The sequence below is a fragment of the Acinetobacter sp. S4400-12 genome (assembly GCF_024129495.1).
GTDB classification, from domain to species: Bacteria; Pseudomonadota; Gammaproteobacteria; order Pseudomonadales; family Moraxellaceae; genus Acinetobacter; species Acinetobacter lwoffii_C.
Map to the genome: position 1 here is coordinate 43,069 of NZ_JAMXYB010000013.1, position 25,342 is coordinate 68,410.

The following is a 25,342-nucleotide window of genomic DNA, read 5'->3' on the forward strand; positions in this document are numbered from 1 at the left end:
TTATTCTCAAGAAGAGCAAAAATCATTGTAAGTGCTGATCTAAGTAAAACTTCTCCTATAAGGTGTCCTGCCATTTATGTACACCCTTAAAATCCCGGCCTAAACTTCTAAAAAAAACAGGCAGATTGATCTGCCTGTTTGTATTTTTAATATGGAGCCTGTTAGGTTGATTTACGCTGAATGACCAGCTTAAAGTACACAATGCTGCTTAGAGTCAACAAGCTACACAGGATAAAGGCGAACTGGTAACTGTAGGCTGCAATAATGGCGCCAATCAACAGGGAACCAATGGCAATGCCCAGATCATAAAAGGTATAAAAAGTAGAAGTTGCATAGCCAATACGGTGTTTAGGTGCACGTTGAATGGCCAGCGTTTGCATACAGGGCTGTACGCTCCCAAAACCTACCCCCACCATCACCGCAGCCAGCATAAACCCCCATAAAGTTTGAATCTGGCTCAGTAGAAACAAGCCCAGACTAAAGGCCACCAGTGCAGGATAAATCACATATTGCGGCCCCTTACGATCATAAATTTTTCCGGTAATGGGGCGTAAACTCATCATGGAAATTGCAAAAACCACGAAGAATAAGCCGGCATAGGCCATTAAGTTTTTGCTTTCAGCAAAGGGGGCGATAAAGGACATGATACTGGCATAAGAAAATGAAATTAGCATCGCCAGTACGGCAATTGGCAGAACTTTCTTTTCCACCAAATCTGTCAGAGCAATAGACTTTTGATTGGAATGACCAGCGAATTTTTCAGGTTCTTTGACCGGAATCAGAAAACAGAAACCGAAACCGATAAAGACCAGAGCGATCAGCAGGGTACTCACCTCAACATAAGACCAGTATTCAATTAGGCTAAGCCCCAGCAATGGACCAAGCACAATGCCCAGATTGACCGACATGACGAAATAGCCCATACCTTCGCCTTTACGCTGTTCTGGAATAAACTGATTGACTACAGGGACACAAACCGTGGTCAATATACTGAACCAGATCCCATGTAAAAATCGGATGATGAACAGGAGAGTCAGCTGATCTGCCAGCAGATAAGCCAAAGAAAACAGGCTAAAGAATACTTCTGAAACAATCAGAGTTTTACGCACCCCAAATTTTTCAATAATCAGGCCACTAAAAGGGCGAACTGCAATTGCTGAAACCATAAACAAAGTCATGGCCAGACCTGCTTGGGTCAAGTTGCCACCAAGTTCATTTAAGATATAAATAGGCAAAATTGTCGTTTGCGCAAAATAGAAAATAAATAAAAACAGGTTGTTGGCCAGACAAAGTACAAAGGACTTGGTCCATAACGGCGATGGAGCAGTATTCATGATTTTCCTAAAATGATGTGCTGCGAGATGCGGGGCTTAATATGAAAAAATTATTGTGATAAATAAGCACGACATATCTAGGAGCGAAGCAAGATGTATAGGAACTTTAAGAAAAATACGTGAAAATTACAATAATATTTTAATACGATCCATTAAATTGAATACTCACAGGACTTTTATACCATTGAACTGATATAAAAAAATCAGCCCTTAAGCTGATTTTTTTATGGACCACTATTTTATAAAAAGTGGAATTATAAGCCTGCTTCATATTCTGTATTGGCGAGCAGCTTGCTCACATCATCCATATTGTCCGGTTTGATTTTATAGATCCAGCCTTTGCCATAAGGGTCGTCATTAATAAAATCTGGATCATCTTCAAGATCAGCATTAACTTCAACTACCACGCCCGATACAGGAGCATGAATATCAGAGGCGGTTTTAACCGATTCAACTACGCCGGCCTGCTGACCTGCGGTAAGCTGTGCATTCAGTTCAGGTGCTTCGACATAGACCAAATCACCTAGTGCATCCTGTGCATGGTCGGAAATACCGGTCACAACAAGATCACCTTCAATGCGTACCCATTCATGTGTACTTGCGTACTTTAGTTCTGAAGGATGATTCATTGATAACTCCTTAAATATCTTAAGATCATTTTCAACATGTTTTATACATTCTTTTTGGTCAAAACAAAAGGCTATGATCCTTTATAAATAAGGATCTTTACGCCAGCTGCTTGGGCTACGACCACTCCAGCGTTTAAATGCCCGGCTAAAATTGGCCACATCGCTATAACCGAGCTCATCGGCAATCTGTTCTAAAGTAAAGTCGGTCCGCGACAGCAGTGAGGTCGCATGCCGGTAGCGTACTTCATCGACCAGGGTTGAAAAAGAAGTGCCTTCAGCCGCCAACTGGCGTTTTAAGGTGCGGTCGGACATATGCAGACGATCTGCCACACTTTCAATACTCAGATAGTGCTGCTCCGAATGTGTCAGAATATCCCGAACCCGCATCGCAATCCGGTGCCGTTCGCCCAGTGCAGACAGTTCTGCTTCACACTGGTTAATGGCGATCTGGCTGGCAATTGGATCGGCGTGGACCAGCTTGTTCATTAAGTAGCTTTTATCAAAGCTTAAAATTAAATGTGGCTGTTCAAAACGGAACTGGTGATTTGGAAATTTCGCCATGAAACGTTCAAAGCCGTCGGGCTTTTTAAAGTCAAAATCAATTTCACCGGAGACATGATCAATGCCCGTAATGGCTTTGGCCATGCTGATCATGCCGATAATCAGCGCAATGGAAATTTCGGTACGCAGGGGTTCCAACTGAATATCTGTTTGTAACTGTACTGTGGCCTTGCTGCCAAAGGTTGAAAAAAATAGTTGCAGAAAGGGCATACGCAACTGGATAAAACGGTTCGCAAGTACCAGTGCATCCGTAATATCGTGAGCTGTCATGATGGCATAGCCGATAAAGCCATGAATCGAAATCCGCATTTGCGTACCCAGATGATAACCCAGTGTTGGTTCACCAGTCAGTTTAAGGGCATGCTTAACCAGCTCATTGGCCACAGGAGTCGGGATCCGAAAATCAGGATCGGCCAATTGTTCAGCGGTTAGGCCAAATGGTGTAAATAATGATTCACTGTTATATCCCCAGCGAGAAATCACATCGAGGAGTAAAAGACCGTATACACCAGGAATACCCTGGTCTTGGCGTGAGGCTATTATTTTCATGCGCGATCCGTTGCACTCATACAAGTTTTTCTACTTATGCCCTGATATTGGCATGAAACAGTCATTTTTTCATTCATATTGTTGGACAAAGGCTGGCTAAATTGTCCTGCTTAAATTAGAGAATGAGCCTGATTATAGCCAAAAAATGATCTAAAAGTTATATAATTCATGTATCTAAGAGAAAAATTTATTCTTTCAGAATAATCAAAACCGTTTTATTAAAAGGCAATCATGTCAACAGACCGCTTAATGAATGAAAAAAAGAGACATCACAATCAGTCTTAACCAAAGCCGCAGGCCTGATCCGAAAGATGTACATTTGGATCAGGCCTGCGGCTTTGGAAGCAGTATTTCTTTTAAATCAAAGCTATTTGAAAAAATTATAGATCGGTCGATGGCGCTTTGTGAGCCTGCTGTTCGATCAGGAAACCGCCTGTTTGTCGCTGCCAGAGATGAGCATAAATACCGTTTAACGCGACCAGCTCCTCATGCGTGCCTTGCTCTGCAATGCGGCCCTGATCCATGACAATCAGGCGATCCATCTGGGCAATGGTCGAGAGGCGATGTGCAATCGCAATCACTGTTTTATCCTGCATCAGGTCATCCAGACTGCTCTGAATTGCCGCTTCTACTTCAGAATCGAGCGCACTTGTCGCTTCATCCAGAATCAGAATAGGGGCATCTTTCAAAAAGACCCGGGCAATTGCAATACGTTGACGCTGGCCACCAGAAAGTTTCACGCCGCGTTCACCCACATAAGCCTCATAACCTTTACGTCCACGTAAGTCGCTCAAGTTCGGAATAAATTCTTCTGCCTTGGCTTTGCGCACAGCATCATACATTTCTTCATCGGTCGCATCCGGACGGCCATACTTGATATTTTCTGCGACTGTACGATGCAATAAAGAGGTGTCTTGGGTTACCAGGGCAATATTTTTACGCAAGCTGTCCTCAGTGACATGATCAATATCCTGACCATCAATCAGGATTCGGCCCTGATCCAGCTGGTAGAAATGTAATAATAATTGAATCAGGGTGGATTTTCCTGCACCTGAACGACCAACGATGCCGATTTTTTCACCCGGACGAATCGTTAGATCAAACTGGTCAATGACCGGTTTTTCATTATAGGCAAAGGTGATATTTTCAAACCTGATTTCTCCTTGCTTGAGCTGTAACTCTTTCGCATCCGGACGGTCTTCAATAGAAATTTTACGTCCCAGCGTACGCATTCCGTCCTGAATGGTGCCGACATTTTCAAACAGAGCAGAGGTTTGCCACATCATAAATTCGGCAATACTGTTCAATTTCAGCACCATGGCGGTGGTAGCTGCAATAATGCCGAGTTCAGCCTGTCCCTGCATCCAGAGCCAGACCGCCGTCCCCAAGACACCTCCATACAGAATCACGCTCAGAAATAAAATGCTGATTTCATATTGGGCGCCCAGACGCATTTGTTTATAAACAGTCTGCATAAACTCCTGCATGGAGGACTTGGCGTACTGACTTTCGCGTCCGGCATGAGCAAAGAGCTTGACCGTTTGGATATTGGTATAAGCATCGGTGACCCGTCCGGTCATCACTGCACGGGCATCAGCCTGTTGCGAGGAAATTTTACTCAGTTTTGGAATAAAGTAACAGGCAGCACAAATAAACAGCAGCAGCCATAATAACAGGGGCAGAACCAGTAAAGGAGAAATGGCGCCTAGTACGATATTGATCGTAATGAAGTAAATCAGGACATAGGCCAGCATATCGCCCAGAATCACCCAGAATTCACGAATCGCTAGAGAGGTTTGCATCACTTTGGCAGATAAGCGTCCGGCAAAATCATTATGGAAAAAATCCAGACTTTGCTTAAGTAACAGATTATGAAAGCGCCAGCGCAAGCGCATCGGAAAGTTACTGTATAGAATCTGATGCTTGATAAGCGACTGGGCACTGGCAAATAAAATATTGGCCAGCAGAATAAAGCTTAACCAGATAAGATTACGGGCATGTTCTTCTAAAAAAGTCTCTGGCTGGCTGCGGCTGAGCCAGTTGACCAGTTCGCCAATCTGGGAATAGAGCACGGCTTCAAAGCTGGCAGCACCTGCGGTACATAGCACCAGAATCAGTAAATAACGGCGCACTCCATAGGCCGCCTGCCAGACAAAAGGAAAAAACTGGGTAGGCAAGGGCTGATTCAGATGTTTGGTGGGATAAGGGTCCACCAGCCGTTCAAGCCATCGAAACATTGTCGTACTCTTTGCTCATGCATGCTGCTTTTCAGGAAGTATAAAGGATTCTATTTTTTAAAGTCTGCAATTGGGTGAAATTGCCACACAATGATTAACGAAATCAAACTTTAGATTGCAGGTTGAACGCTTAGATGAGTTGTATGTCTATTGCTGTATTTAAAAGAAATACTTGATGGCATTGGGTAAAGCAGCAGACAATACGCATATAAAAAGCCTGAAATGACGCATCATTTCAGGCTTGCATTTAGGCTTGCGCTATTCAGCGAAACGTTTAGTGAATAATCGGCGAAGGTGGTGGAGTAAAAGCTTCTTTTAGATCATGACCTGAAGGAGCCTGATACACTTTCAGTTCAAACTCGGGAATAATCGCCAAGATATGATCCATGATATCGGATTGGATATTCTCATATTCAGTCCAGGCAGTGGTATTGGTAAAGGCATAAATTTCAAGCGGTAAGCCTTCACTGGTCGGTTGTAACTGACGCACCATTAAAGAAAAATCTTTGGCAATCCCGGGATGCTGCTGTAAATAAAACTCCAGATAGGCACGGAACGTTCCTAGATTGGTCAGACGGCGCTGGTTATATTGGGAATGATGCTGTAACTGTTGGTTGAATTTTTCTATTTCTTCACTTTTACTATTCAAATACTGATCCAGCAGGATAAAATTTTTCAGCTTGGTCTGTTCTTCGGCACTCATGAAATGCACACTGCTTTGGTCAATGTGGATTGAACGCTTGATCCGGCGTGCACCCGCTTCCTGCATACCGCGCCAGTTTTTAAAGGTATCCGTGACCAGTTTGTTGGTGGGAATGGTCGTTATGGTCTTGTCAAAGTTTTGCACTGTCACGGTATGTAATGACATATCAATGACATCACCATCGGCATTCAGTGAAGGCATTTCAATCCAGTCACCAATACGTACCATGTCATACGAGGAAATCTGGACTGAAGCCACCAGCGATAAAATCGTGTTCTGGAAAACCAGCATCAGCACCGCGGCCATCGCACCAAAACCGGCGAGCAGGGTGAATACATCCTTTCTCAGGAAAGTGCCCAGAATCATCAAGCCGCAAACGATAAAAATAATCAGCTTTACCAATTGTAAATAACCTTTAATCGGTTTATTACGTGATTTTGGATTACGCTGGTAAATCAGGTTGAAAATATTGAGCAGCTCGCCGAGTGCCAGTGCAATGGTCAGGAAAATAAAGGCTTGTGCGCCCATTTCGATAAGGGCTTGAGCCTTATCTGATAAATGCGGTACGGTACTGATACCATTCATGATCACGATGGCCGGCACAATATTGGCAATCCGGCGAATCACGCTATGCTGAGCAAAAATCGTGTTATTGGCAAAAGGCATTTTGGAAATGAGTTTACGAATTCCACGAACAACCACTTTTTTAGCAAATAAATTGGTAATAAGGGCAAATAGAATCAGGATGCTTAATGAAGACAGCATTTCCAGCCAGGGATACTGATCTGTCCAATCCTGAATGTTCTGAATAAAATTAAACTGTTCCAACTGATCTTTCTCTTAGATTAAAAAATTTGATAGAGTTTATAGCTTTGAAGCTGACTTTTTAATCCTGGATAACTTTTTAAAACATATCCCTCTAGGTCTTATACTTTTTTAGCTTCATCGTTTCATTGAATATAAAAAACCGGCAGGTTTGCCGGTTTATATTTCCAGATGTTTTCTGGCGAGGTGGCAGAGCAAACTACCACATCAGGTCATCTGGAATGACATAGGCTGCATACGGATCTTCTTCATCAGTAATTTTTTCATTTTTCTCTGAATTGTTAACCAGAATAAAACCTTCCATTTTGGCATTGATACGCTCTGCCAATGCTTTAGGCAGGAAAGCATACTGGGTATTGTCACGTGCAATCACCAGACTGCCAGCCACCAAGGCATTATAAATCTGTTGATTGATATAGACTTTTTTGATTTTATCATTGTCAATGAACTGGTAGCTGATTTCGCCATCGGTATCGCGGATTTTATGCTGATTGATCATCTGTATGATGGCAGCTTGCAGTTCTTTTTCCTGTAACTGGGCTTTTTTTGCTCGCTCAATGGCCTGATCTTTGGCCAGCTTTTCCTGTTGGTCCTGTGCAATCTTCGCCTTGATTTCAGCTTCACTGCTGTCACCCGTACGTTTTTCATGTACTGCCTGTTTAGACAGTTTTTTTGCTTTTTTATTATCGACCAGGCCAGCTTTTAACAATTGTGCCTGTAATGCATTTTTAACCATGAGAATTTCCAGAAATTAGTCGTGTTGATGCCGATAACGCAAATAGATGATCCAGTAACTCAGGCTTAACAGAAAGCTGAGCGCCGTAGGAATCAGGAATGCATTCAATTTTAAATAAGGATAGGTCCAACTGGCAAGGATACCACCAATCAGAAAACCAAGAAAAATCAGCCCATGCAGAATGACGCGGCGAGATTCCACTTCCAGCCTTCGCAGGCGATAGCCCAAAGCCAGACCTAAGTCCGTGAGAACACCGGATAAATGAGTGGTCCTGATAATCGTACCTTTATAATGGCTGACCATGGCATTTTGCAGACCCATCGCGACACAGGCCCAAAGCAAGGCATACCGTGGAAAATAGGGCAGTAATAACCAGCACAGAAAAATAAAAAAAGCCACCAGACTGAGAGGGTAGCCATACAGGCGCCCCAGGCGAAAGTGGCTGTTTCCAAGAATCAGGCCACTATACATAGAACCCATTACATAACACAGGATGATCAATACCAGATATAGCATCATTTCTGGCTGCCATTCTAGTAAAGCCATAGTCAGCATGCTGACATTACCGGTCATATGGGAAACAGACTGATTCAATACGGTCAGCAGTCCCAGCACGTTAATCATACCTGCATTCAGGGCAAGTAAAAACGCACCCAACTGTACCCACACTGGCAAACGCTGTAACGGCATAACAACATCATTAACAAAAAAATTATTGATTAATCAATATAAAATCAATTTAAAGCGCGGTCTACTGCTACCGTAAATAAAACATCGGTAGAGGAGTTTAAGGCAGTTTCAGTCGAGTCTTGCAAGACACTAATCACCATACCAATCGCAACCACCTGTATGGCAATATCCGAAGAAATTCCAAACAGGCCACATGCTACTGGAATGAGCAACAGGGAGCCACCGGCTACACCTGAGGCCCCACATGCAGATACCGCCGCAACAACAGACAGAATCAGCATGGTGCTAAAGTCTACGCTGATGCCCAGCGTATGAACTGCGGCTAAAGTAAGTACTGTAATGGTGACTGAAGCACCGCCCATATTGATGGTCGCACCTAGGGGAATTGCTACACTTGAGGTTGACTCACTCACTCCTAAACGCTTGGCCAGATCCAGATTAACAGGGATATTCGCTGCGGAACTGCGGGTAAAAAAGGCGGTAATGCCACTTTCCCGTAAGCAGGTAAAGACCAGAGGATAAGGATTACGGCGTGTGACCAGCGCCACCATTAAGGGGTTAATCACCAGAGCAACAAAAAGCATGGTGCCCAGAAGAACCGTGAGCAATTGGGCGTAGTTGGACAAGGTTTCAAGACCTGCTTCAGCAAAGGTCACTGCCACCAGACCAAAAATACCGACAGGCGCGAAACTAATCACCAGACGAATCACATGATTCACGGCAGAAGCAGTGTCATTCAGCAAGGTTTTGCTGCTGTCCGAAGCATGGCGAAATGCCATTCCCAAAGCCACTGCCCAAGCCAGAATGCCAATAAAGTTGGCTTCCGAAATTGCCACTATCGGGTTTGCCACAAAGCTCAGCACTAAATTCTGCAAAATTTCACCCAGGCTCCCCGGTGGTTGCAAGTCAGCCTGGGCTGCAATGTCCAGAAATAACGTGCTTGGAAACAGCATGCTCGCCACAACGGCACTGAGTGCAGCCAAGAACATGCCGGCACCATACATCAGCATGATGGGACGAATCGCGACATTGGTCTGACCAACTTTAAAATTCGCGATTGAAGCTAAGACCAGAACGAATACCAGAATCGGCGCAACAGATTTTAGTGCTTTAATAAACAGATCACCCAACAGACGGAGTGACGGCGCAGCTTCGGGAAAAACCACAGCTACGGCTACACCTAAAATAATGGCGATAATGATTCGAGAGACTAAACTTATACGCGAAAGGGCAGAAAACATAAGGTTGCCTTGTGAAAATTACGAGGGCGAAATTTAAAAAAAATTGGCACTATTTTATACTTAAATTTCAAAGGGATTGAAAATATTTTCAGATAAAAAATAAACCCTTGATATGAAATGGAAATTATAGTTAAAACCTTTTTTAAAATAATCGATTCTGTCCGTAAAATATCTATTTTGGGGCTTATTTTACCTAGAATTCCAGATTTTCATTTATCAAATAAATAGCAATTAAATATTAATCACCTAAAATTATGATTGAATGCAAGATAAAATAACTCATGGTTGAAAGTCCATTTTAACCATGAGTTTGAGCAGGATTGGACTTAAAGATTATCCTCCTGAGGCGCTTCAAAAATTTCTGGGGCCAAGTCCTGAATAGCTTGAAAATGGGTCAAATAGATCTGACCACTTAAATAGGTCAACAGTTTGGAGGTATGTAAACGATCCATCACCGGGCCTTTGACTTCAGCAAAATGCAGGCGAATATTGAGCTTGGCCAATTCAGCATTCAGCTCTTCAAGCATTTCTAGTGCACTCAGATCAATCGCACTGATACTGGAGCAGTTCAGAATAACATGCTGCAACTGATCATTATGGCTCAGCTGATTAATCAGATACCCTTTAAAACTATTGGCATTTAAAAAGGTCAGGTTTTCATCAATCCTTAAGGATAAGACACGTTCAGAAGTCCGGGTTTGATGGCGCTGAATATTACGAAAATGCTGCGTACCTTCTACCAGTCCCAGCACGGCAATATGCGGCCGGCTGATTCTCCATAACATCAGGGCAAAAGTCGACACAATACCAATCAGCAGGCCTGCACTAATATCAATCAGCACCACGCTGAAGAAGGTAATCCACATCGCAATCCCGTCGGCTTTGGAATAACGCCACGCATCTACAAAAGGCTGAAAATCAACCAGCTTCCAGATGGAAACGATAATCGTAGCGGCCAGAATGGTCAGCGGCAAATCTTCGAAAAAACTGGTAAAGAACAGGCTGACAATAATCAGGGACAATGAAGACAGCACACCTGCCATAGGACTTTTGGCACCCGCATCGGCATTCACCACAGTACGTGACAAACTGCCAGTTACAGGAAATGCCGAACTGATTCCGGCACTGATATTGGCCACCCCAAGTGCAATCAGTTCCTGATTACTGTTTAAATTACTGCGTTGCTGTAAGGCTGTGGCTTGAGCAATGGAAAGTGATTCGACAAAGCTGATCATGGCAATCATGGCGGCACCCGGTAACAGGCTGATCACCAGATCCCCGTTCCAGTGTGGAAAAGACAACGGTGGAAAGCCAGATGGAATTTCTCCCACCGTCTGAATACCTTGAAGTTTAAGATCCAGAAAAACCACAGCAGTAATCCCGAGACAGACCAAGATCAGCGGTACGGCGCGCACCAGAAAGTCAGTTGACCCGATCAGGCTCTGAATGCGTTGCGATTTTAAAATCTTGGGAAGATAAATCAGTATCAGCAGGGCACAAATGCCGAAAATCAGGCTGGGCAGATGCAGACGCGGCAGATATTCCCATAAGCTTAGCGCCAGTTCCGGAATATTATTGGCTTTTAAGGGTAAATCCACCAGAAACTTGAACTGGCCCAAGGCTATCAGTAAAGCGGAAGCTATAATAAAACTGTGAATGACCGGATGACTGATCAGCTGAATTAAGAAGCCAAACCTGAGCAGACCCAAAAGTAGGGAAATGATACCGACCAGCAGAGCCAGCAATGTGGCTGCTTCAATATACGCCGCTGAACCGACCTCAAACAGGGGATTCAAGGTGGCAAAAGTCATCATTGAAATGATGGCGACGGGACCAATAGACAAAGTAGAACTGCCACCGAGCAAGGCATAAATGATCATCGGCAGAATACTGGCATATAAACCCATCATGGGTGGTAATCCTGCCAGCATTGCATAAGCCATCCCTTGCGGAACCAGCATAGCCACCACAATAAATGCAGCCAGTGCATCAGACTTAAATTTGATTGAATTATATTGGCTTAACCAAGCCCAAGCAGGGATTTTATGCAGCAGTTTGGACTTGGAATTGGGCATATCAAGGTCTAAATCACAAATATAGATATATTATGCACAAATTCTGCTAAGAAGTCTTAAAAATAAAATGCAGCTGATAAATTTTACGCAGCATGAGTAAAAAAGCCTAGATGAAACCTGATCGTCTAAAACTGTTTGATTAAACCTCCATTTAAAATGGTTTCATCTATAACTTAATGTATTTTAGGAATTTAAATTAGAGTCCATTCTTTAACCCAAGAGTTCCTGGGGGCAATAAAGCCGGTATAAGGTATTCAGCATTTCCACCAAGTGAGGATCTTTAATAGAATAATAAATCTGTTTACCATCGCGGCGTGTACTGACCATATCGTTCCTGCGTAGCATCATGAGCTGCTGGGAAAGGGTGGGTTGTCTAATCTCGGTCATTTCTTCAATTTGAGAGACGTTCATTTCTGATTGAGAAAGATGACATAAGATAAGCAGACGGTCCGTATTAGCCAGAGACTTTAAAATAGCGACGACCTGTTGTGCTGAATCCCGCATGATGTCAATTTCGAGATCGGTTTTCATTCAGAATGTCCATTTATAAAATTACAGCGCCCCTGATTATATGAACTCATACAGGGGATTACATTGCTCAAAAAGATTAAGTTTTATTATTTTTAATGCATCCAGTTATTAAAAAAAGTTATGTATTTGATGTTAATATATAAGCAGACTTTAATGCATAGTAAAAATGTTATTTCAGCAAAGTCTCGCCATTTTGTGTAGAAGTCATCGGGCATCTACAAACAGAAAAAATGCTTGTATGATGGTGCCAACACTTGAACTTATAACATTAGGGATATACTCATGAGTACAGATCCAGCTTTTCCAACTCCTTCAAATCTCGGTATCGCCGTATATAGTAATAATGCAGACGCGATTGGAAATACACCACTAGTTCGTATTAACCGTGTAATTTCGACTGCGGCAACGGTACTTGCAAAAGTTGAAAGCCGTAATCCTGCTTTTTCAGTGAAATGCCGTATTGGTGCCGCGCTGATTGCCGATGCAGAAAAGTCGGGCAAGTTAAAGCCGGGCATGCATATTGTTGAGCCAACCAGTGGTAATACTGGTATTGCGCTGGCGTTTGTGGCTGCCGCCAAGGGCTATGATATTACTTTAACCATGCCTGCCAGCATGAGTATTGAGCGCCGTAAAGTGGTCAAAGCTTTGGGGGCGAATCTGGTACTGACAGATCCGGCCAAAGGAATGAAAGGTGCAGTCGACGAAGCCACACGTCTTCTCAATGAGAATCCGGATCTGTATTTCCTGCCACAACAGTTTGAAAACCCGGCCAACCCGAAAATTCATGAAGAAACCACCGGACCGGAAATCTGGGAAGCTACTGGTGGTAAGGTGGATATTCTGGTTGCAGGTGTCGGTACGGGGGGCACGATTACGGGTATTTCGCGTTATTTTAAACAGGTTAAAAACCAGCCTTTATATACCGTGGCAGTGGAGCCTGCTGAATCGCCAATTATCGGTCAGGCAAAGCGTGGCGAAACCCTGACACCAGGGCCACACAAAATTCAGGGAATTGGGGCGAACTTTATTCCAGCTAATCTGGATCTGGACCTGGTCGATGAAGTCATTGCCATCAACAGTACTGATGCCGTTGAATGGGCACGTAAGACAGCAACCCAGGAAGGAATTCTGGTGGGTATTTCCTGTGGCGCGGCAATGGCGGCGGCGGCACAACTGGCTGCACGACCTGAAAACGCGGGTAAAAATATTGTGGTCATTTTACCAGACGGTGGTGAGCGTTATCTATCTTCCATTCTGTTTGAAGACATCTCTGCTGAATAAGCTGATTTCGCCATCGTACTTGCAATAGACCACACAAAATGTAAAAGACCCGGAGCAGCTTCCGGGTCTTTTATTTTAAAAATCAGGTTTTAATTTTTATAGTCACCAGATAGAGAAATACTTGACCTTCCCATAGTGGGAATGTTTAAGCTATAGACTCATAAAAGTAAATATATTCCATGAGCCAGTGGAGAGCATGATGAGCAAAGTCGATAGCCCCCAACTGTATGAACAACAATTGCAGATTTCAGGAATGACCTGTGCTTCATGCGTAGCGCGGGTAGAGAAGGCTTTAAAAAAGGTGGAAGGCGTGACGGATGCACAGGTCAACCTGGCTACAGAAAAGGCCTGGGTAAAAAGCCAGCAGCCCGTTGCAGCCGCTACCTTGCTACAGGCCATTGAAAAAACCGGCTTTGCTGTGGCGACCCAGCAATTGAATCTGGGCATTGAAGGCATGACCTGTGCCTCGTGTGTGGCACGGGTAGAAAAGGCCTTGAAAAAGGTGGAAGGTGTGACGGATGCGCGAGTTAATCTGGCGACTGAACAGGCACAGGTCATTGCTCTTTCCTCACTGCAGACCTCCACTCTGGTTCAGGCGATTGAAAAGGCAGGATTTCATGTCCGTGCGGAACACATTGAGTTAAATATTGAAGGGATGACCTGTGCCTCGTGTGTGGCACGGGTAGAAAAGGCTTTGCTTAAAGTCGAAGGTGTTCAAGGAGCACAGGTCAATCTGGCGACTGAAACCGCGTGTGTACAGGCATCACGCAGCCTGCTCCCCCAACTGATTGCTGCGGTCGAAAAGGCGGGTTTTCAGGCCAGGGAGCTGAGTCATGCAACCATGGATACTCATGCCGCGTTTCAGGAGAAAAAAGCCGAGGAAACCGCAGAACTCAAGCGTGACCTGTGGATGGCGCTGGCTTTGGCGATTCCGGTATTTATTTTGGAAATGGGTTCGCATCTAATTCCTGCATTTCATCATTTTATTTTGCAGACTCTGGGGACCCAGAATAGCTGGTATTTACAGTTTGTATTGACCACCCTGATTCTGGTCTTTCCGGGAAGACGTTTTTATCAGCATGGAATTCCTGCCTTATTGCGTCTGGCACCGGACATGAATTCGCTGGTGGCAGTAGGTACACTTGCTGCCTATAGCTTTTCCTGTATTGCAACCTTCCTGCCTGAGCTTTTACCACAGGCAACCGTACATGTGTATTTTGAAGCAGCTGCCGTTATTGTGGCGTTAATTCTACTGGGACGGTATCTGGAAGCTCGGGCGAAAGGCAAAACCTCGCAGGCTATTCAGTATCTCATTGGTCTGCAGCCTAAAACGGCGCGTATCCAGCAAAATGGAGTCTGGATTGATCTGGATATTGCAGAAGTCCAGCAAGGTATGCTGATTGAAATCCGCCCGGGTGAAAAAGTGGCCGTCGATGGGGAAGTTGTCTCTGGTCAAAGCTATATTGATGAAGCCATGATCAGTGGTGAACCGCTACCGGTCATTAAACAGTCAGGTGATCAGGTCATTGGCGGTACCGTCAACCAGAATGGAACCTTGCAGATCAAGGCCACTGCGGTTGGACAGGATTCGGTACTGGCCCAGATCATTCAGATGGTGGAACAGGCACAGGGCGCCAAACTGCCTATTCAGGCGCTGGTAGACAAGGTCACTTTATGGTTTGTACCTGCGGTGATGGGGCTGGCAGCACTGACCTTTATTATCTGGTTCCTGTTCGGACCGGAGCCGAATCTAACCTATGCACTGGTCAATGCGGTTGCTGTATTGATTATTGCCTGCCCATGTGCCATGGGCCTGGCGACCCCGACTTCCATTATGGTAGGTACAGGCCGGGCCGCCGAGTTAGGGGTTTTATTCCGTAAAGGGGAAGCTTTGCAGCTTTTGCAACGTACGCAAGTGGTTGCTGTCGATAAGACCGGTACGCTGACAGAGGGTAAACCGGCTTTAACCGATTTTGAGGTTACGGAGGGTTTTGAACCTCAACGAGTTTTACAAATTGTGGCCTCAGTAGAAGCCAAGTCTGAACACCCGATAGCCCACGCAATTGTAGAGGCGGCACAGCAACAGAAGCTTGAGTTACTGGACGTGAGTGAGTTCGACTCGATTACAGGGGCAGGCGTCAAGGCGCAGGTGGCAGGACATCAGGTACATATAGGTGCCGAACGGTTGATGCTGGAACTGGGACTGGATCTTGCCCTGTTTAAACACATGGCTCAGCAATTGGGTGATCAGGGCAGAACGCCGTTATATGTCGCACTTGACCAGCAACTGGCTGCAATTATTGCGGTGGCCGATCCAATCAAGCCGACGACCTATAGCGCAATTCAGGCTCTGCATGATCAGGGGCTAAAAGTGGCCATGATCACTGGAGATAATGCCTATACTGCACAAGCCATTGCCAGAGAGTTAAAGATTGATCAGGTGATTGCAGAAGTGCTGCCGCATGAAAAAGTTGAAGCTGTACAACAATTACAGCAGCAACATGGCGTTGTGACTTTTGTGGGAGATGGGATTAATGATGCACCGGCTTTGGCTCAGGCTGATGTAGGTATGGCGATTGGCACTGGAACAGATGTCGCAATTGAAGCTGCAGATGTGGTGTTGATGTCAGGAAATTTACAGCATGTGGCGACTGGTATTGGCTTAAGTCAGGCCACAATGCGTAATATCCGCCAGAACCTGTTTTGGGCCTTTATTTATAATATCGCCTTGATTCCGATTGCAGCTGGTGTACTGTATCCATTTTTTGGCATTCTGCTTTCTCCGATGTTTGCCGCCGGTGCGATGGCTTTGTCTTCGGTATTCGTAGTGTCGAATGCGTTAAGATTAAAGACCTATCAGGCCGTCCAGTTTAAGGAACAGTCATGAATATTGGCCAGGCCGCCAGACGCTCGGGGATCTCGGCAAAAATGATCCGCTATTATGAGGAGATCGGATTATTGCCCGAACCGAAGCGCAGCACCTCAGGTTATCGCCTCTATACCGAGCAAGATATTAAAACTCTCAGCTTTATACAGCATGCGCGCGAACTGGGGTTTTCATCGACCCAGATGAAAGAACTGCTGGATTTAAGGCTGAACAGTGCCAGACATAGTGCGGATGTCAAACAGCTGGCGGAACAGCATATACAGCGTTTACAACAGAAAATTGCCGATATGCAGAAAATGATTCATATTTTGCAGCAGTCGGTAGATCAGTGTGCTGGCAATGAAGAATCGGATTGCCAGATTTTAAAACAGATCGAGCAGGGTAGCTTGCCCGAATGTTCCGGTTCAGACTGTCAAAAATAGTCCGGTATTTAAAGCATACACTCAATGAATTTACTTAATGCAATGGAGAAAGAAATGAAATTCCGTATTAACAATATGACCTGTGGTGGCTGTGCGCGCAGTGTGACAGCGACCATTAAAGATCTGGATGACCATGCAACAGTGGCGATTGATGTGGAAAGTAAACTGGTCGAAGTGCAAAGCAGCCGTAGCGAAGCTGAAATTGTCGCGGCCCTGACTGAAGATGGTTTTCCACCGGTCCCAGCAACTTAAAATAAGATCAAATGCCTAACTCAAGTTAGGCATTTTTGATTCCATGGAAGAAATTTTATCTGGCGTCATCAGCGCCTGATTAATATACAGCTTGATCAGCCGCTCACGTGAGCCGATTGATTTTTGATAGTGGGTCGAATTGAGCAGCAGTGAAGCTCCATAGGTGACTGTCCAGATATAAGATAGATAATCCCGTATTGACATGGCACTGTCTAAAGACAATAGATAATCATGCGTCATGTCTTTGATCCGGATAATTCGTTCTTCTCGAATCTGATACAGCTCCTGAAAAAGCTCTTTCAGGTTTTTTTCATTATTAGTCAGACGTTCCTCAATCACATGCAATAAAATGGTGCGATTAGAATTCAGCATGTGATACAGCATATATTGGGATACATAGTGCTTGATATCGTTATTATGATTTTTCGAAATTTCCAGAATTCTTTTTTCGTTGCGAATAATCAATTCCAGATAAAGCTGATTCTTGCTTTTAAAATGTTTATAAATTGTTCCCTTCGCGATATCCAGCTCACTAGCCAATTCACTCAAGGTAATATCCTGATGATTGTCCAGTAACAGGCATTCAGCCATGTTTAATATCTTCTCTTTACGAAGAAGAAAGTTCTGCTGTCTTACAGTCGTCATCTTCTTGGTCCATACGTCTCGAAAAAGAACAGACCCAGATTATGCAATATTTTTGCCAGTGAATATAAAACTAAGGTCGTTATTTTGCTTCAAAGCTGTATGTTTATTCATCAGTTAGCGTATTTGACTTATATAGAGCGCATCCTTCCTCAAGGATTGTCAAGAAAAATGAACCCTAAAGGTCAGTTTGCTTAAATAAAATTCCCTTTTTACCCTAATTATTCTATTTTCTGCCAAGTAAAGTCATACAGTCATGTAGCTATCACAATATTCAGCTACAGATTTGGGTATCACCATTTAAGGAAGTTGAACATGCCAATTTATAGTGCGCCTCTCAAAGACATGGAATTTATTTTAAAGGATGTGTTTCAGGCTGAAAAATTCTGGCAAGACAATGAAAAGCTGGCTCATCTTGACCTGGCCACAGCCCATGCGATTCTGGAAGAAATGGCCAAGTTTTCAAAAAACGTCATTCTGGATCTGAACCGTCCGGCCGATGAAAGCGGTGGCGCTCAATTTCATCAGGGTGAAGTGACCACCCCGGCAGGTTTTAAAGAGGCATTTCGCCAGTTTGCCGAAGGTGGCTGGGTTGGTCTGGGCGCACCCGAAGAATGGGGCGGCCAGAACATGCCTAAAATGCTCACCGTGCTGGCAGACGAGATGATCTGGAGTACCAATCCTTCCTTTATGCTTTATCCGCTATTGACGGTAGGTGCCGGCATGGCGATCAATGACCGGGCTTCTCAGGCGCAAAAAGAAACCTATCTGCCAAAATTTTATACAGGTGAATGGTCTGGCACCATGTGTCTGACTGAGCCACACTCAGGAACCGATTTAGGCATTATTAAAACCAAAGCCGAACCGAATGCTGATGGCAGCTACAATATTACCGGCACCAAAATCTTTATTACCAGTGGTGAGCATGACCTGTGCGACAACATCATTCACCTGGTTCTGGCCAAAACGCCAGATGCGCCAGCCGGTTCGCGCGGAATTTCTCTGTTTATTGTGCCGAAGTTTCTGGTCAATGCTGACGGTTCTCTGGGTGAGCGAAATGCCGTATCGGCCGGTTCTATCGAACATAAAATGGGGATTAAAGGCTCTGCAACCTGTGTAATGAACTTTGACGGCGCCAAAGGCTATCTGGTGGGCAATGAAAATGAAGGTCTGGCCGGCATGTTCGTAATGATGAATTATGAACGTCTGTCGATGGGCATTCAGGGAATTGGTGCTGCGGAGTTTGCCTATCAGAATGCCGCCCAATATACGACCGACCGTTTACAGGGACGTGCCTCAACAGGTGCAAAATCACCTGAAAAACCGGCAGACTCAATTCTGGTTCATGGTGATGTACGCCGTATGTTATTGAATGTCCGTGCTAATAATGAGGCTTCACGGGCATTTGCGGTATATGTGGGACAACAGCTCGACATTACCAAATATTCTAATGACCCGGAAGCAATACGTAAAGCCACAGACCGTGTCGCGCTACTTACCCCAATTGCCAAAGCCTATCTGACCGATAAAGCACTGGATTCTGCACTGGAAGCGCAAATGTGCTTCGGTGGTCATGGTTATATCCGTGAATGGGGAATGGAGCAATGTATTCGCGACCTGCGTATTGCACAGATTTATGAGGGCACCAACGGGGTCCAGGCAATTGACCTGATTGGCCGTAAGACTACCAAATGCAAAGGAGCGTATTTAGCTGAATATCTAAGTGAAATTCGTGAGTTTGCCCAAGGCTTGGATGACAGTCTAACGATTAAAGCAGTGACTCTGGATGTGTGTCAAAAACTGGAAGATATTACCGCCTATATCATTACCCAGTCTCAGACTGATTCTAATTTCTCCAATGCCGTTGCAGTAGACTATCTGCATGCCGTGGGACTGCTCAGCTTTGTGTATATGTATGCACGTATCAGTCAGGCAGCCAGCTTAAAAGCGGAAAGTTTTTATCAGCATAAACTGGTTCTGGCCGACTATTATATTGCCAAAGTTCTGCCGGATCTGGATGCACGTTTGCAACGCATTCAGGCAGGTGCCGATCTGGTCATGCAGTTGCCGGAAGATTATTTTACTGCTCAGGCCTAATGATTAAAAAAGATCAAAAAACTGGTCACCAGAGAGACATTGCAGTCTATATGCACTGCAATGTCTGATTACTGAAAAAGAATAGAAGGATGAATATCATGATCGTAATCGTAGAAGCTGTACGTACCGCCATGGGCGGTTTCCAAGGTTCACTCTCTAGCTACACAGCACCAGATTTGGGGGCGGCTGCAATTAAAGAAGTGGTGGCACGTTCGGGTTTACAGCCCAATGAAATTGATGAAGTGATCATGGGCTGTGTACTGCCAGCAGGGCTTAAACAGGGACCGGCACGTCAGGCGATGCGTCAGGCAGGCTTACCTGATGCTACGGGTGCAACCACCATCAATAAAATCTGCGGCTCAGGCATGAAAGCCGTGATACAGGCCGCAGATGCAATCAAAGCGGGTTCGGCTGAAATTGTGGTAGCAGGTGGCATGGAGTCTATGTCAAATGCGCCCTATTTGATGGATAAGGCGCGTGCCGGTTTTCGCATGGGGCATGGCAAAGTCACTGATCATATGTTTCAAGAAGGGCTGGAAGATGCTGAGACAGGCCTGTCAATGGGAATTCTAGCGCAGGACATGGCAGACAAAAAAGGCTATACCCGTGAACAGCAGGATCAATATGCGATTGCTTCACTAAACAAGGCGGTTGCAGCGATTGAGGGCGGGTTCTTTAAAGATGAAATTGTACCGGTGGTGGTCAGCAGTCGCAAAGGCCAGGTCACAGTTGATCAGGATGAACAGCCTTTAAATGCCAAGGTAGACAAGATTCCAAGCTTGCGCCCGGCCTTCAAGAAAGACGGCACCATTACTGCGGCAAATGCCAGTTCAATTTCAGATGGTGCCTCTGCATTGTTAGTAACTTCAAGCGAGATTGCAGCAGAGCGGGGCTTAACACCGCTTGCCAATATTGTGGCTTATGCCAGCCATTCACAACATCCAAGTGAATTTACCATTGCACCGGTTGGCGCCATTGAAAAAGTATTAAAGCAAACCGGTTGGAATGCCAAAGAAGTCGATCTGTGGGAAATTAATGAAGCATTTGCCATGGTGACGATGGCTGCAATAGATGCCTTTGATCTGGATACAGCCAAAGTCAACATCAATGGCGGTGCCTGCGCTTTAGGTCATCCACTCGGTTCTTCAGGCTCGCGTATTATTGTGACCTTGATTCATGCCTTAAAACGTACCGGCGGCAAGAAGGGCATTGCCGCACTCTGTATCGGCGGCGGTGAAGCAACTGCGATTGCAGTAGAACTGGTTTAAGTCCGTCCAGAACTCAATGCTCGAATGAGCAAAATTAACTATTGATTCAGAGAGTTATGCTTTTGGTTCGCCAGAAGCAAACATTTGTTTATTTTATATTTTTTGAGATTTTTTATGAACGGTTTAGAGCGCATTCGTTTGCTCCCATTACAAGATAAAGTGGTATCTGTAGAACAAGCACTACAACTCATTCAAGAGGGCGATGTAATTGGTTTAAGCGGTTTTGGTGGAGCAGGTGAGGCGAAAACTGTGCCTTTGGCATTGGCTGAGTATGCACAGAAGCATCCAATCCATATTACCTTGGCGACAGGTGCAAGTCTGGGGAACCAGATTGATGGCAAACTTAATGAAGCGCACGTTATAACCCGCCGTTATCCTTATCAGGCCGATCCTTCTTTACGTAAAGCGATTAATGCGGGCGAAGTCATGTATGTCGATCAGCATCTCTCTGAGCTGGCCGACAATATCCGTCATAAAAACCTGCCCGCAATTAATGTAGCTATCATTGCAGCCACCGCCATCACCGAAGATGGTCAGATTATTCCAACAGGCTCTTGCGGAAATTCTGCAAATTTCATCGAAATGGCAGACCGGGTCATCATTGAAATTGACATGACGATTAACCCTGTGCTTGAAGGGGTTCACGATATTTATTTGCCACAAGCTCGTCCAAACCGCGGGCCAATTCCGCTGATACAAGCCAGTGACAAGATTGGAACGATCGGGATTCATGTGGCGCCTGAAAAAATTGCTGCGATTGTGATGAACGAGATTCCAGATACTTCCTTTGGTATGGACCAACCAGATGAAGAAACGCTGGCAATTGCAAGTCACCTGATTGATTTTTTTGAGCAGGAGGTCGCAGCAGGGCGTTTACCGGAAAATCTGGGGCCACTGCAATCAGGTGTGGGCTCAGTGGCTAATGCGGTATTTGCCGGCTTTGAACACTCCAGTTTTAATAACTTGGAAATGTATTCTGAAGTTTTGCAGGACTGCACTTTCCAGCTTATCGACTCCGGCAAGATGACCTTTGCTTCTGGCTGTTCCATGACCCTGAGCGATGGCTGGGCCGCACGGGTGATGAAGAATTTTGATCAGTATAAAGATAAAATTGTTTTGCGCCCGCAGGAAATTTCCAATAATCCCGAACTGATTCGCCGCCTCGGTATTATTGCGATTAATACGGTACTGGAGTTTGATATTTACGGAAATGTGAACTCCACTCATGTCGCGGGGACCAAGATGATGAATGGTATTGGTGGCTCGGGAGATTTTACCCGCCATGCGCATCTTGCCATCTTTGTGACCAAATCCTATGCCAAAGGTGGGGCAATTTCTTCGGTAGTTCCTCTGGTGAGCCACATTGACCATACCGACCATGACGTAGATATTTTGGTGACTGAGCAAGGTTTGGCAGATCTGCGCGGTCTGGCGCCGCGTGAACGTGCCCGCAAGATTATTGATATCTGTGCTCATCCGGATTATCGCGAAAGTTTGAATGATTATTTTGAGCGTGCTTGTGCACGTGGTGGCCATACACCGCACTTATTAAATGAAGCATTGTCCTGGCATGCTCAATTTGAAGAAACCGGTTCAATGAAAATCGCTTAAAATTCTGAATTGCATTGATTGTAAAATAAAGCCCGTCTAAGACGGGCTTTATTCAGTTTTTGTCGTTTCAACATTCTTTGAACTATTTAAAAACTTTTTCCAGTACATGGCGGTGAATGAAACGCAGTTTATCTTTGACGCTTTCTGAGAGCTTGAAAGGATAGGCATCTTCTAGCCCCATACTGCGGTTCAACGCATTCAGATTGAAAGTCAGCGTAATCCAGTTTTCTAAAATATGTTCAAAATCCTGTCCGCCAATCGGGCATTCCTTAAAATTAATACTGGCCAGGTCTCGATTATTTCCTTGCACACGCAGGCCCGCATAATAGGCAGTTTCGAGAGTTTCCATCATGTGCAGATAATGCGCCCAGGTTTCGGCCCAGTCTTCCCACGGGTGAGCCGACGCATAGCTGCTGATATAGTTCTCCTGCCAGTTGATGGGTGCGCCTTTGTTATAGTGACGTTCCAGAGATTGACTATAATCTTGCTGTTCATTACCAAAATACAGGCGAAACTCATCCAGCAGTTCAGGATGTAAATGCTGCATGACATTAAAATAGTAATGACCGCTTTCATGGCGAAAGTGCCCCAATAAAGTCCGGTAATTTTCACCCATATTTACCCGTGTTGTTTCTCGATAAACCACATCTGCCTCAATGGCATTCAGGGTAATGACGCCATTGGAGTGTCCTGTCAGCACTGGTTTATCTTCTTCGGGCAGAATAAAGTCAAAGCGTATTCCAAAGGGATCATTCTCTGAATATTTCGGACGCGGCATCATATTCATGCCCAGGGCCAGATATAGAAAACGGCGCTTGGCTTCTTCCAGACGGAACCAGTAAATCAGGTTTTCTGTATTCTCCAGATTGGGAATTACATGGGTCAGCTGGCAGGATTCACAGAAATCTTCTTCATCACTGCTGGGAATCATCCAGTTACAAACCTGATAGTGGGTATAGTTATGACAGGGCTTGTAACTGGTATGCCGATATTGCTTGGCCACCGGAATCCATTCCGTCGGGCTTTGTTTCTTGAATGTACACAGCTCTTTTTCAGAAGCGACATAACCGATGGGAAGCAGGCAATGATCACATACTGATTTATAAAAAAAGATCTGTCGGTGGCAAATTGCACATTCAAAATATTTCATTTCTGCTCCCTTGCAGTTTTATCTTCTTTACTTACCTCTTTATAAAATAGAGAGGTGATTCCAGAAACCAAACTGCATCACGGCATATGTGTTTTAATAAGAATAATAAAAACTTCAGCAAAAACCTGATACTTATAATTTGTAAAGACAAGCATAAAAGTCATATCTGCTATGTTTTTCAGATTTTTTAATTTAAAAATCAAAAGGATAGATAGGTGATGAAATTAATTTTACGGTTTTAAATTTAGGCAGCCTCTAAGTTATTACCCAATTCGATTGAAAGTGAATGCTTTATTTCGATGCACAAAGATTATTCTGCCGGGTTTGAGCCTCAACTTCTTAGAGTTCAATAAAGCAGCTATTAAAGAGTAAGGTTTTATTGATCGCCCATTTATCCATACTTTATTTTTCTTCGGCAACTCAGACTTCAACTTAGATGCTTATGTGTCGCTGCTATTTGCGTATTGATAAATTTAAATTATTTTTTAAACCATAAAATTAAACTTTCAGCTATTAGATCTCATCCCATTTTTAATTAGTCATACGATGGGCTAAGGCATAGAATTAATTTACTTTTGTGGTCGTGGCATAGGGCAATGAGCTGGATTTTCTTTACTTTAATGGCGGCATTTATGCAAGCCTGGCGTAATGCCTTCCAAAAACAGCTAAGTACAACGGTAGATGTTTGGGGAGTTACCCTTGCACGCTTTATCTTTGGATTGCCATTTGCCGCGCTTTATCTCAGTAGTTTGTATGATCTGAAACCGGCTGAAAATATCGTGCATTTTAGCCCAAAATTCTGGATCTATATTGTGATTGCCGGCTCAAGTCAGATTTTAGCGACTGCGCTGATGGTGCAGCTCTTTAAGCAGAAAAATTACGCCATTGGCGTAGGACTCGCTAAAAGTGAAGCCATACTGGCTGCCATGATTGGGGTTGCCTTTTTATCCGACCAGTTGTCTGTTTTGGCCTGGACAGGCGTGGCGCTGGGTGCTTATGCCGTTTTTCTCTTGAGTAAAGGTCGGGAGGTGACTGGATTTTCTCCCAAAACTCTGGTTATTGGAATCGGAAGTGGTTTAAGTTTTGCAATTACCTCACTTCTGGTACGCGAAGCCAGTCTGGAGCTGAATACCTTGCCGACTTTACATCGGGCGGCCTGGGTCTTGATGATGGTCATCAGCTTTCAGTGCCTGAGCATGCTGATATATCTGAGCATTTTTAGTCGCCAGACTTTAGTAGAAATGTGGCAGCGTCTGGGGTTGGTCTTTAAAGTTAGTATCTGCAGTTTTATGGCATCACTTGGTTGGTTTACCGCCATGAGCATGATGAGCGTACCGGTAGTCAAAACCTTGGGACAAATCGAGATTTTGTTTAGTATGCTGATTTCTGCTTATTTCTTTAAAGAAAAACTGGCCCGTACTGAACACTGGGGCTTGGTTCTGGTGGTGATGGGGGCGGTTTTGGTGATCTGGGCCTAGAGTCTGTATATAAAAAAGCCACTGTTGAGCAGTGGCTTTTCCTTGATTCAATATGTCCCGTCCTGAAATAAGTTTACACCTTAAGAGACTTATTTTATGGAACATAAACGAGAACAACGAGTTAAACGTACACAACGTGACTA

General features: G+C 44.5%; 20 protein-coding genes. 8 read left to right on the forward strand and 12 right to left on the reverse strand.

Translation table 11 applies throughout. The features are described from left to right. Nucleotides 1-161: 161 nt before the first annotated feature. The 10 genes from NI461_RS07440 to NI461_RS07485 form a co-directional block, all read right to left on the reverse strand. Nucleotides 162-1,334, reverse strand: coding sequence for an MFS transporter (locus NI461_RS07440; protein ID WP_174659821.1), 1,173 nt, complete (start codon nucleotides 1,332-1,334; stop codon nucleotides 162-164). Between the two features lie 254 nt (nucleotides 1,335-1,588). After that, the gene (gene gcvH, locus NI461_RS07445; RefSeq protein ID WP_151203382.1) at nucleotides 1,589-1,963 is read right to left on the reverse strand and encodes a glycine cleavage system protein GcvH; all 375 of its coding nucleotides are present in this window, start codon (nucleotides 1,961-1,963) and stop codon (nucleotides 1,589-1,591) included. 81 nt (nucleotides 1,964-2,044) lie between these two features. Next, nucleotides 2,045-3,073 carry an AraC family transcriptional regulator gene (locus NI461_RS07450; protein WP_151203383.1) on the reverse strand — a complete coding sequence of 343 codons (1,029 nt, stop codon included), beginning with the start codon at nucleotides 3,071-3,073 and terminating at the stop codon, nucleotides 2,045-2,047. Nucleotides 3,074-3,453: 380 nt separating this feature from the next. Next, nucleotides 3,454-5,310 (reverse strand): ABC transporter ATP-binding protein, encoded by a 1,857-nt coding sequence (locus tag NI461_RS07455; protein WP_151203384.1) that lies wholly within the window; start codon nucleotides 5,308-5,310, stop codon nucleotides 3,454-3,456. A 274-nt stretch (nucleotides 5,311-5,584) separates the two neighbouring features. After that, the gene (locus NI461_RS07460; protein WP_151203385.1) at nucleotides 5,585-6,841 is read right to left on the reverse strand and encodes a mechanosensitive ion channel domain-containing protein; all 1,257 of its coding nucleotides are present in this window, start codon (nucleotides 6,839-6,841) and stop codon (nucleotides 5,585-5,587) included. Nucleotides 6,842-7,037: 196 nt separating this feature from the next. Continuing rightward, complete coding sequence (locus NI461_RS07465; protein ID WP_151203386.1) at nucleotides 7,038-7,574, reverse strand: DUF2058 domain-containing protein; 537 nt, start codon at nucleotides 7,572-7,574, stop codon at nucleotides 7,038-7,040. Nucleotides 7,575-7,589: 15 nt separating this feature from the next. Beyond that, nucleotides 7,590-8,264, reverse strand: a complete 675-nt coding sequence (locus NI461_RS07470) for a YoaK family protein (RefSeq protein ID WP_174659822.1) — start codon at nucleotides 8,262-8,264, stop codon at nucleotides 7,590-7,592. Between the two features lie 44 nt (nucleotides 8,265-8,308). After that, on the reverse strand, nucleotides 8,309-9,505 hold the full coding sequence (sstT, locus tag NI461_RS07475) for a serine/threonine transporter SstT (RefSeq protein WP_174659823.1): 1,197 nt from the start codon (nucleotides 9,503-9,505) through the stop codon (nucleotides 8,309-8,311). Nucleotides 9,506-9,831: 326 nt separating this feature from the next. After that, a complete protein-coding gene (locus tag NI461_RS07480) occupies nucleotides 9,832-11,580 on the reverse strand; it encodes a SulP family inorganic anion transporter (protein WP_174659824.1) in 1,749 nt (582 codons plus the stop codon). 210 nt (nucleotides 11,581-11,790) lie between these two features. Further along, the gene (locus NI461_RS07485) at nucleotides 11,791-12,111 is read right to left on the reverse strand and encodes a helix-turn-helix transcriptional regulator (protein WP_151206368.1); all 321 of its coding nucleotides are present in this window, start codon (nucleotides 12,109-12,111) and stop codon (nucleotides 11,791-11,793) included. A gap of 282 nt (nucleotides 12,112-12,393) precedes the next feature. On the opposite strand from NI461_RS07485, the gene cysK reads away from it, so the two are divergent. The 4 genes from cysK (at nucleotide 12,394) to NI461_RS07505 (ending at nucleotide 16,953) form a co-directional block, all read left to right on the forward strand. After that, a complete protein-coding gene (gene cysK, locus NI461_RS07490) occupies nucleotides 12,394-13,392 on the forward strand; it encodes a cysteine synthase A (RefSeq protein WP_174659825.1) in 999 nt (332 codons plus the stop codon). Nucleotides 13,393-13,591: 199 nt separating this feature from the next. Then, the gene (locus NI461_RS07495) at nucleotides 13,592-16,279 is read left to right on the forward strand and encodes a heavy metal translocating P-type ATPase (protein WP_174659826.1); all 2,688 of its coding nucleotides are present in this window, start codon (nucleotides 13,592-13,594) and stop codon (nucleotides 16,277-16,279) included. Then, nucleotides 16,276-16,701, forward strand: a complete 426-nt coding sequence (cueR, locus tag NI461_RS07500; protein WP_151203393.1) for a Cu(I)-responsive transcriptional regulator — start codon at nucleotides 16,276-16,278, stop codon at nucleotides 16,699-16,701. Before NI461_RS07495 ends, cueR begins: the two co-directional genes overlap by 4 nt. A gap of 54 nt (nucleotides 16,702-16,755) precedes the next feature. Continuing rightward, entirely contained in the window at nucleotides 16,756-16,953 is a 198-nt protein-coding gene (locus NI461_RS07505; RefSeq protein WP_174659827.1) for a heavy-metal-associated domain-containing protein, read from the forward strand. Between the two features lie 15 nt (nucleotides 16,954-16,968). Here NI461_RS07505 and NI461_RS07510 read toward each other — a convergent pair whose 3' ends face one another. After that, nucleotides 16,969-17,598 (reverse strand): TetR/AcrR family transcriptional regulator, encoded by a 630-nt coding sequence (locus NI461_RS07510; RefSeq protein ID WP_151203395.1) that lies wholly within the window; start codon nucleotides 17,596-17,598, stop codon nucleotides 16,969-16,971. Between the two features lie 312 nt (nucleotides 17,599-17,910). Here NI461_RS07510 and NI461_RS07515 point away from each other — a divergent pair, with 312 nt between their 5' ends. The 3 genes from NI461_RS07515 (at nucleotide 17,911) to NI461_RS07525 (ending at nucleotide 22,571) form a co-directional block, all read left to right on the forward strand. After that, entirely contained in the window at nucleotides 17,911-19,692 is a 1,782-nt protein-coding gene (locus NI461_RS07515; RefSeq protein ID WP_174659828.1) for an acyl-CoA dehydrogenase C-terminal domain-containing protein, read from the forward strand. Between the two features lie 98 nt (nucleotides 19,693-19,790). After that, the gene (locus NI461_RS07520) at nucleotides 19,791-20,960 is read left to right on the forward strand and encodes a thiolase family protein (protein WP_174659829.1); all 1,170 of its coding nucleotides are present in this window, start codon (nucleotides 19,791-19,793) and stop codon (nucleotides 20,958-20,960) included. Between the two features lie 114 nt (nucleotides 20,961-21,074). Further along, a complete protein-coding gene (locus NI461_RS07525; protein WP_174659830.1) occupies nucleotides 21,075-22,571 on the forward strand; it encodes a succinate CoA transferase in 1,497 nt (498 codons plus the stop codon). A gap of 82 nt (nucleotides 22,572-22,653) precedes the next feature. Here NI461_RS07525 and NI461_RS07530 read toward each other — a convergent pair whose 3' ends face one another. After that, nucleotides 22,654-23,721, reverse strand: a complete 1,068-nt coding sequence (locus NI461_RS07530; RefSeq protein ID WP_253156875.1) for a putative zinc-binding metallopeptidase — start codon at nucleotides 23,719-23,721, stop codon at nucleotides 22,654-22,656. 596 nt (nucleotides 23,722-24,317) lie between these two features. On the opposite strand from NI461_RS07530, the gene NI461_RS07535 reads away from it, so the two are divergent. Beyond that, entirely contained in the window at nucleotides 24,318-25,199 is an 882-nt protein-coding gene (locus NI461_RS07535) for a DMT family transporter (protein ID WP_174659832.1), read from the forward strand. Nucleotides 25,200-25,342 lie beyond the last annotated feature (143 nt).